This window comes from Phocaeicola sp. RTP21198st1_B8_RTP21198_201120 (assembly GCF_040929485.1).
GTDB lineage: Bacteria > Bacteroidota > Bacteroidia > Bacteroidales > Bacteroidaceae > Phocaeicola > Phocaeicola dorei.
In genome coordinates this window covers 353-1,448 of sequence record NZ_JBCOCI010000338.1, presented here as the reverse complement: position 1 = coordinate 1,448, position 1,096 = coordinate 353, and the positions used below count along the sequence as shown (strand labels likewise).

Sequence of the window (1,096 nt, the reverse complement as noted above, 5' to 3'; positions counted from 1 at the left end):
ATATCCTACCGCAACATCGTATGCGGTATGGAAAGCAGTGAACGAATCGGCCAACTGCACTACCTCGACCCATATATTGATTTACAATCATCACCACTCCATCAATCATTCATTGATTCTAATCCGGAAAAGCGTATGATAATCGTTTGCCTCCTTCTTTGCTTGCTCTTGCTCCTGTCTTTTCTCGTTTATGCCTCTTATAGCATTCAATCGGGAATTTACCTCCGGTCATTTTGCAAAAAGCATACTGCGGAAAAGATTGTCGCCCTGACTTTTGATGACGGCCCCGACTCCCTACAGACTCCCAAAGTTCTGCAGGTACTAAAAGAATATCAGGTAACCGCCTGTTTCTTCTGTATCGGTCATAAGGTAAAAGGGAATGAAGCAATCTTGCAAAAAATGGTGGCAGAAGGTCATCTGATTGGAAATCATTCGCATACCCATTCCGGTTTATTCCCGCTATACGGGCTCTCCAAGATGAAAAAAGACTTGCAAACTTGTCAGTGTGAACTAGAACGAGTAACTTCGCAGCCGGTTAGTTTGTTTCGTCCGCCGTTTGGTGTCACTAATCCAACGATTGCGAAAGCCGTTCGACAGTTAGGATATACCTCTATAGGATGGAGCATCCGTACACTAGATACACAACAACCAGCACCGGATAAAGTCCTTGCCAGGATTCGGAAACGTCTTGAACCGGGAGCCATTATTCTGTTGCACGACCGGATGCCGGACAGCGACCAGCTAGTGAAACAAATCTTGGATTTGCTGAAAGAACAAGGATATACTGCTGTCCATCCGGACAAACTATTGGCATAAAATAAAAAAGGTATGAGAACTTTATTAATATATTTATCGCTTTTCTTCTTGTCAATAGCCTCTATCCATGCCCAGAGCATGAAAAAGATGGCGCAAAAGACAGAGTTTGAAAGCCGCCTGGCAAAGGAGGCGCAAACCGTAGAGTCCATCGAAACCGATTTTACCCAAGTGAAATATCTCGATGTATTCGATGAGAAAGTTACTTCCAAAGGGAAGTTCTACTACCAGAAGACCCATAAAATCTGCATGGAATATTTCCGCCCGATGGATTATCTCATCG

The 1,096-nt window shown here is 43.8% G+C and carries 1 protein-coding gene and 2 pseudogenes; all 3 read left to right on the top strand.

Annotation, left to right across the window (positions count from 1 at the left end):
* Positions 1-139 (top strand): annotated as a pseudogene (locus AB5935_RS26050) (3-oxoacyl-ACP synthase); the annotation flags it as partial.
* The gene (locus AB5935_RS26045) at positions 136-816 is read left to right on the top strand and encodes a polysaccharide deacetylase family protein (protein ID WP_055167677.1); all 681 of its coding nucleotides are present in this window, start codon (positions 136-138) and stop codon (positions 814-816) included. The pseudogene AB5935_RS26050 and the gene AB5935_RS26045, both read left to right, overlap by 4 nt.
* A 12-nt stretch (positions 817-828) precedes the next feature.
* A pseudogene (locus tag AB5935_RS26040) lies at positions 829-1,096 on the top strand (outer membrane lipoprotein carrier protein LolA); the annotation flags it as partial.